This window comes from Pseudomonas sp. SDT291_1_S447, from assembly GCF_054070155.1.
The window spans coordinates 1-7151 of sequence record NZ_JBSVXS010000188.1 but is presented as its reverse complement, the minus strand read 5'-3'; the positions used below and the strand labels follow the sequence as shown (position 1 = coordinate 7151).

At 62.4% G+C, this 7151-nt stretch carries 8 protein-coding genes; all 8 read right to left on the bottom strand.

The annotated features are described in order from the left end of the window. Positions 1-63: 63 nt before the first annotated feature. The 8 genes from ACW9IR_RS28070 to bluB all read right to left on the bottom strand — a co-directional run bounded on the left by ACW9IR_RS28070 (position 64) and on the right by bluB (position 7083). Positions 64-795 (bottom strand): adenosylcobinamide-GDP ribazoletransferase, encoded by a 732-nt coding sequence (locus tag ACW9IR_RS28070; RefSeq protein WP_110720806.1) that lies wholly within the window; start codon positions 793-795, stop codon positions 64-66. 1 nt (position 796) lies between these two features. Continuing rightward, positions 797-1372, bottom strand: coding sequence for an alpha-ribazole phosphatase family protein (gene cobC / locus ACW9IR_RS28065; RefSeq protein WP_457465866.1), 576 nt, complete (start codon positions 1370-1372; stop codon positions 797-799). Further along, positions 1369-2424, bottom strand: a complete 1056-nt coding sequence (gene cobT, locus ACW9IR_RS28060; protein WP_102900827.1) for a nicotinate-nucleotide--dimethylbenzimidazole phosphoribosyltransferase — start codon at positions 2422-2424, stop codon at positions 1369-1371. Before cobT ends, cobC begins: the two co-directional genes overlap by 4 nt. Continuing rightward, a complete protein-coding gene (gene cobU / locus ACW9IR_RS28055; protein WP_105709296.1) occupies positions 2421-2942 on the bottom strand; it encodes a bifunctional adenosylcobinamide kinase/adenosylcobinamide-phosphate guanylyltransferase in 522 nt (173 codons plus the stop codon). The genes cobT and cobU overlap by 4 nt, the downstream gene beginning before the upstream one ends. Before the next feature lie 152 nt (positions 2943-3094). Continuing rightward, positions 3095-4546 (bottom strand): cobyric acid synthase, encoded by a 1452-nt coding sequence (locus ACW9IR_RS28050; protein ID WP_457465864.1) that lies wholly within the window; start codon positions 4544-4546, stop codon positions 3095-3097. Further along, a complete protein-coding gene (cobD, locus tag ACW9IR_RS28045; protein WP_457465862.1) occupies positions 4543-5535 on the bottom strand; it encodes a threonine-phosphate decarboxylase CobD in 993 nt (330 codons plus the stop codon). The genes ACW9IR_RS28050 and cobD overlap by 4 nt, the downstream gene beginning before the upstream one ends. After that, entirely contained in the window at positions 5528-6436 is a 909-nt protein-coding gene (gene cbiB, locus ACW9IR_RS28040) for an adenosylcobinamide-phosphate synthase CbiB (RefSeq protein WP_457465860.1), read from the bottom strand. Before cbiB ends, cobD begins: the two co-directional genes overlap by 8 nt. After that, positions 6433-7083 carry a 5,6-dimethylbenzimidazole synthase gene (gene bluB / locus ACW9IR_RS28035; RefSeq protein ID WP_457465858.1) on the bottom strand — a complete coding sequence of 217 codons (651 nt, stop codon included), beginning with the start codon at positions 7081-7083 and terminating at the stop codon, positions 6433-6435. Before bluB ends, cbiB begins: the two co-directional genes overlap by 4 nt. Between the last annotated feature and the right edge of the window lie 68 nt (positions 7084-7151).

Genomic DNA, 7151 nt, shown 5'->3' with positions numbered 1-7151 from the left:
TCGCATTTCAAATGTGGGAGCGAGCTTGCTCGCGAAGGGGCCAGCCCATCCAGCAATAATCTGTCAGACCAAAACCAATCCAGCCAACACCACCATCTCCAGCAATTCCAGCAACGCACCCGCCGTATCACCCGTCGTCCCGCCCAACCGCCGCATCATCACCTGCCGTAGCCAGACAAACACAACGACCGAAATCACCAGCGCAACAACGGCTCCCAACCCGGCGATCACCACGCAGGCCAGCGCACTCATGCCAAGCACCCACCACCCGGCCTTGCGCGGCAAATGGTCCGCCAACGCCTGCCCCAATCCGCCCGCACGCACATAGGGCGTGGTCAGAAACAACCCCAACAGCGCCGCCCGCCCAAGCAACGGCACGATGATCAACGCGATTCCATGCCCCTGCTCGATCAACGCCAGCAGCGCAGCAAACTTGAGCAACAACACCAACACCAGCGTCACCACCGCAATCGGCCCGCTGCGCGGGTCTTTCATGATTGTCAGCGTACGCTCGCGATCACCAAAACCGCCGAGCCAGGCATCGGCGCTATCGGCCAGGCCATCCAGGTGAAGTGCGCCGCTGAGCAACACCCACACCGTCAGCAACAACGCCGCATGCAGCAGCAACGGCGCGCCGCTCAAGGCGAGATTCAACGCCCACAGGATCACCCCGAACAGCAGCCCCACCAACGGATAAAACAGCAGCGACCGCCCCAGCTGTTCCGGCTCAGGCATGCCCGCCAAGCGAATCGGCAGGCTGCTGAGAAATTGCAGGGCGATCCACAGCGGCAACATGTCAGTGACCTTCCTTGAGCGAACCATCAGTTTCGATCGTCAGCGCAAACAACGCGCCGTGAGCGACTTCGACATTGAGCAGTTGTTCGCGCGGCAACCCTCGCGCTTGCGCCAGCAGCAAGCGCATCACCCCGCCGTGACTGATCAGCAGAACCCGCTCACCGGCGTAAGCACTTTGCAGGCGCGCAACGGCCGCCAGCACCCGAGCCGCGAACTCGCTGACTGGTTCACCCTGCGGCGGCGTGAACGAATACGGATCGGCCCAGAACAGCCCCAACGCTTCGGCATCCGTCTCCATCAACGCCGCCGCACTCTGCCCTTCCCATGCGCCGAAATGCAGTTCCTGCAGATCCTTGTCCAGATGCACTGACAGGTTCAGTTGCTCACCCAGCTCTGCGGCAAACCGCGCACAACGTTGCAACGGCGAACTGACGATCCGATCCCACGGACCGCCCTCGACCACGGCCCCACGCATCTGCGCCCAACCCTTTTCGGTCAGCGCATCGTCGAGGCTGCCGCGCAAACCACCGCCGAGCTCAGTCTCACCATGGCGTAGCAGATCCAGATGCAAGGTCATGCCGGACGATCCGCCACTGCAGCTTCGGCGAATGTCGCCATCTGCCCGTGCAGATCACAGGCCAGACGCAACAATGGCACCGCCAGCGCCGCGCCACTGCCCTCGCCCAGACGCAAACCGAGTTCCAGCAACGGCTCGGCCTGCAGGGTTTCCAGCACATGACGATGGCCCGGCTCCGCGCCACGATGACCGAACAGCAACCACTCGCGGCACTCAGGATTCAAACGCACCGCGACCAACGCAGCGACCGTGCAGATAAAACCGTCGACCAGCACCGCAACGCCTTCTTGAGCCGCCGACAGATAGGCACCGACCAGCGCGGCGATTTCAAAACCGCCGAGATTGAACAGCGTCTGCAAGGCATCGCCACGTTGTGCGGCGTGCAATGCCAGCGCACGCTCGATCACTTGTGCTTTATGGCTGACGCCTTCGGCATTCAGCCCGGTGCCGGGGCCGGTCAGATGCGCCACCGGGCAATCGAGCAAGGCGCAGGCCATGGCACTCGCCGCGGTGGTGTTGCCAATACCCATTTCGCCGCCGATGAACAACTGCGCGCCCGCCGCTTTCGCCCGTAACAGACTGTCGCGACCGGCCTGCAAGGCGAGTTCGCCCTGAGCCTGAGTCATTGCCGCACCCTGAGCGAAGTTCGCCGTACCCGCGCCAATGTTCAAATGACGCACACCCGGCAGGTTCAGCGCTGGATTGACTGTGCCCAGATCGACCACTTCCAGCTGCGCGCCGAGCTGCCGCGCCAACACACTGATCGCCGCACCGCCGCTGACAAAGTTGAGCAGCATCTGCCCGGTGACTTCCTGCGGGAACGCCGAAACACCTTCAGCGACCACGCCGTGATCACCGGCAAAAATCGCGATCCACACTTGCGAGAGCGTCGGTTTGACCTGGCCTTGCAGGCCGGCCAATTGCACCGCGACCGATTCCAGACGCCCCAGCGAACCCGCCGGTTTGGTCAGTTGCTGTTGCCGCGCCGTCGCTTGTTCAACGACGTTGAGATCGACCGGTTTGCACGGGTTCAGCCACCAGGTTTGAGTCATAACGCAGGTCCTTTCAGAGTCAGGGGCAGGCCGGCGACGGTCAGGACAACACGCTGACAGCGCTCGGCCAGAGCTTGATGCAGCCAACCGGCTTCATCGACGTAGCGGCGAGTCAATTCGCCCAGCGGCACGACACCCATTCCGGTCTCGTTGCTGACAAAAATGATTTCACCCGGCAAAGACGCCAGGCATTCGAGCAAGGCCTCGCGCTCGGCAGCGAGGCGTTCGGCGTCATCGAGCATCAGCAGATTGGTCAGCCACAGGGTCAGGCAATCGACCAGCAGGCAACGCTCGGCACTGGCCGATTCGCGCAGGACGCGGGCCAATTCCAGCGGCTCTTCGATGAGTGCCCAGTCGGCGGGACGGCGGGCGCGGTGATGGGCGACGCGGTCGCTCATCTCGCCATCGAGCGGTTGGCTGGTGGCGATGTAGGTGACCGAGAGGTTGCTGTCGCTGGCGAGTTTTTCGGCCAGACGACTTTTGCCGGAGCGGGCGCCGCCGAGGATCAGTTGGAGCATGGGGGGACATCCTGAAAATTATATGTTGAAGCCACAGGCGCTATCGCGAGCAGGCTCACTCCTACAAGGGATCTCGAGCAACCCTGAGTTCTGTGTAAAACACATAACCCTGTAGGCCTTCGCCTGCTCGCGATGAGGCCATTAAATTCACCTCAAATCCCACAGAGCCGACGCAACAACCCAGTATCCAGATGCTTCTCCACCAGATCCGCCAGCCGTTCGATATCGCGCTCGCGCAAGCCGTGGTAATCCACCGCCTGCACATCGCTCAACCCGGCCCAGCACAGCAACGCTGCACTCGCCGTCGGCGATTCAAACAGGCCATGCAGATAGGTGCCGAACACTTGTCCGTCAGCACTTTGTGCACCGTCGCAACGACCGTCGTCCAGGTACACCGCCGCATTCTCCAGCGCCGGGCCGCTGGTCACGCCAGCATGAATTTCATAGCCACTGACCTCAGCATCTTCCAGCGCCAGCTGTCCACGCACATTGCGCAACTGCTTCTCTGCCTCAAGTGTGGTTTCGAACGCCAGCAAGCTCAAACCGGCACTCGTGCCCGGCGCACCTTCAAGTCCGAGTGGGTCATGCACCTGCTCGCCGAGCATCTGCAGACCGCCACAGATCCCCAGCAGTTTGCCGCCATAACGCAAGTGCCGAGAGATCGCCGTATCCCAGCCATTGGCACGCAGGTAGGCCAGATCGCTACGCACACTCTTCGAGCCCGGCAGGATGATCAGATCGGCAGCAGGAATCGCCTGTCCGGGACCGACAAATTGCAGATCAACCTGCGGATGCAGACGCAGCGGATCAAAATCGGTGTGGTTGCTGATGCGCGGCAGCACCGGCACCACCACTTTCAGCACTTGTTCGGCCTTGTCGGTCTGGCGTTGATCAATGCCGTCCTCGGCCTCAAGGTGCAGATCCATCACATAGGGCAACACGCCCACCACTGGTTTGCCGGTGCGCTGTTCCAGCCAGTCGAGACCCGGTTGCAGCAAGGCGATGTCGCCACGGAAGCGATTGATGATGAAACCTTTGACCCGCGCCTGTTCGCTCGGCGACAGCAACTCCAAGGTGCCAACCAAGTGCGCGAAAACCCCGCCGCGATTGATATCGGCAATCAGCAGCACCGGGCAATCCACCGCTTCGGCAAAGCCCATGTTGGCGATGTCACCGGCGCGCAGATTGATCTCGGCCGGCGAGCCCGCGCCTTCGACCATCACCAGCGGATAGGCGGCGCTGAGTCGCTCGTGAGAAGCCAAAACAGCTTTCATCGCGATGGCTTTGTAGTCGTGATATGCCACGGCATTCATCGACGTCACCGCGCGACCATGAATGATCACTTGCGCGCCGGTGTCGCTGTTCGGCTTGAGCAGCACCGGGTTCATATCGGTGTGCGGTTCAAGAAACGCCGCTTGCGCCTGCACCGCCTGCGCGCGACCGATCTCACCGCCGTCGGCAGTCACGGCGCTGTTGAGCGCCATGTTCTGTGGCTTGAACGGTACGACCGCCACGCCTTGACGCGTCGCCCAGCGGCATAACGCCGTCACTAGTGTGCTTTTACCGGCATCGGAAGTGGTGCCCTGCACCATCAGGGTGGTCATGGGTGGTCCTTGGCAAAAGCGATTAAAGCCTGTTCGAGACGCGCCTCTTCAGCCTCGTCGGCAGGCAGGCCAAAGCGCAAACTGCTGTTATGGGTAAAGATGCGCAGGAGGATGCCGCGACGGGCCATGAATTCATGCAGCATTTCGGCATGCTCGGTGATCAGCCACTGGAACAGCGCACAGCCGCCCTGCGGCTTGAAGCCGTAGCGCCCAAGCAGCGCTGCCAGCCGTTCACTGGCCTCATCACTGCGAATCCGTTGGCGTGTGTGCCCTTCGGTGTCTTGCAGACACGCTTGCCCGAGCACCCGCGTCGGCCCGCTCACCGCCCATGGCCCGACCTGTTCGGCGAGCAGTTTGAGCAACTTGCGCTCGGCCAGGACAAAGCCCAGACGCACCCCGGCCAGACCGAAAAACTTGCCGAACGAACGCAACACGATCAGCCCGACTTGATGCGCATGCGGGGCCAGGCTCAGTTGCGGCGTGTTATCCATGAAAGCTTCGTCAACCACCAGCCAGCCACCGCGCCGGGCGAGCCGCGCATGCCAGTCGAGCAGGCGTGCCGGGGTCAGACTCAGGCCAGTCGGGTTGTTCGGGTTGACCACCACCAGCACGTCGAGGCTGTCGAGAAAAAATTCGACTTCCTGCTCCAACACTTCGCGCACGATGTAACCGCTACGCCGCCACGCTTCGGCGTGTTCGGCATAACACGGTGACAACACGCCGACCTTGCCGGCCCGGCGCAAGCGCGGCAGCAACTGGATGGCCATCTGCGAACCGGCCACCGGCAGCACTTGCGCGGCACCGTAGTAATCGCACGCGGCTTGCTCCAGCCCGTCGTCGGTTTCCGGCAAACGCGCCCAGGCGCGCAGCGGAATTTCCGGGATCGGGAACGGCCACGGCGCGAGGCCGCTGGACAGGTCGAGCCAGTCCGCCTCGGCAATGCCGTAATCGTGTGCCGCCTTGCGCAGCCGGCCACCGTGCTCAAGCATAGAATTCAGCCCCCACGCAGAGAATCAGCAGCCATAACCATACCCCGCGCTGGACCAATTGCCAGCCACGGTCGATGGAATCTGCGTCAGCCGCTGCGCCCTCGCCAAGCTGCGGACGGTCGTGAAGTTCACCGTGGTAAATCGCCGGCCCACCCAATTCCACGCCCAGTGCACCAGCGCCGGCAGCCATCACCGGGCCAGCGTTGGGGCTGTCCCATTGCGGCGCCTGGGTGCGCCAGCACTTCAACGCGAGTCGGGTTTTGCCGAGCAGCGCGTAGGTCAACGCCACCAGACGCGCAGGAATGTAGTTGAGCACGTCGTCGATTTTCGCCGCCGCCCAACCGAAACGTTCGAAGCGTTCGTTGCGATAGCCCCACATCGCATCCAGCGTATTGCTCAAGCGATAAAGAACCACGCCCGGCGCACCCGCCACGACAAACCAGAACAGCGCAGCGAACACCGCGTCACTGCCGTTTTCCAGCACCGACTCGGTGGCGGCGCGGGCGACGGCGGTGCTGTCGAGTTCATCGGTCTGGCGGCTGACCAGATAGCCGACGCGTTTGCGCGCCTCGTCCAGATCATCCGCACGTAAAGCAGCAGCCACCGGCGCGACATGCTCACCAAGGCTGCGCATGCCGAGGGCGCAATACAACGCGAGAATCTCGACGACCCAACCCACGTACGGCGCCCAGGAAAACGCCGTGGCGAGCAAGGTCAGCGGCAGCACGGCGATAACCCACGCAGTGACGCCATGGCTGCGCCAGCCACGACCACCGGCGTTGAAACGTTGCTCGATGCGCACGGCAAAATTGCCAAACGCCACCAGCGGATGCCAGCGTTTCGGTTCACCGAGCAGCGCATCCAGCGCAACCGCAGCGACACTCAACAACGCCACACTCATTGACTCACTCCCCAATAATTTTCATACAGCAACTCATTGAGCGGCCGCGCCTGCGCCCACCCTTCGAGTACCAGCATCGGCGCCGGATAGAATTCCTTGACCGGGCCCAGACATAAAACCGCCAGAGGTTTTGCGCCTTCGGGCAACTTCAAAAGATCAGCCAGTGCCTGAGGCTCGAACAGTGAAACCCAACCCATGCCCAGACCTTCGGCGCGCGAGGCCAGCCACAGATTCTGGATTGCGCAGGACAGCGAGGCCATGTCCATTTCCGGCAGCGTGCGGCGACCGAAGATGTGTTTTTCGCGATCGTCCATCAGCGCCGCGACCAGCACTTCGGCGCAGTCGTTGATGCCTTCGACTTTAAGTTTCATGAACTCGTCGCTGCGCTCGCCGAGGGCTTCTGCGGTTCGGATGCGTTCCTCTTCCACAAGATTCTGGATCTCGCCGCGCAGGGTACGGTCGCTGATGCGAATGAAGCGCCAGGGCTGCATCAGGCCGACGCTTGGGGCCTGGTGGGCGGCTTCCAGTAGTCGGCGCAGCAATTCCGGTTCGACGCTGCCGCCGATGAAATGGCGCATGTCGCGGCGCTCGGCGATGGCTCGATAAACCGCTTCGCGCTCGGTTTCGGTAAATGAGTTGTCGGTCATGGCCCCATCGCTGGCAAGCCAGCTCCCACAGGGGATTGCATTTCTTCAGGAAGCTCACCGTCCACTGT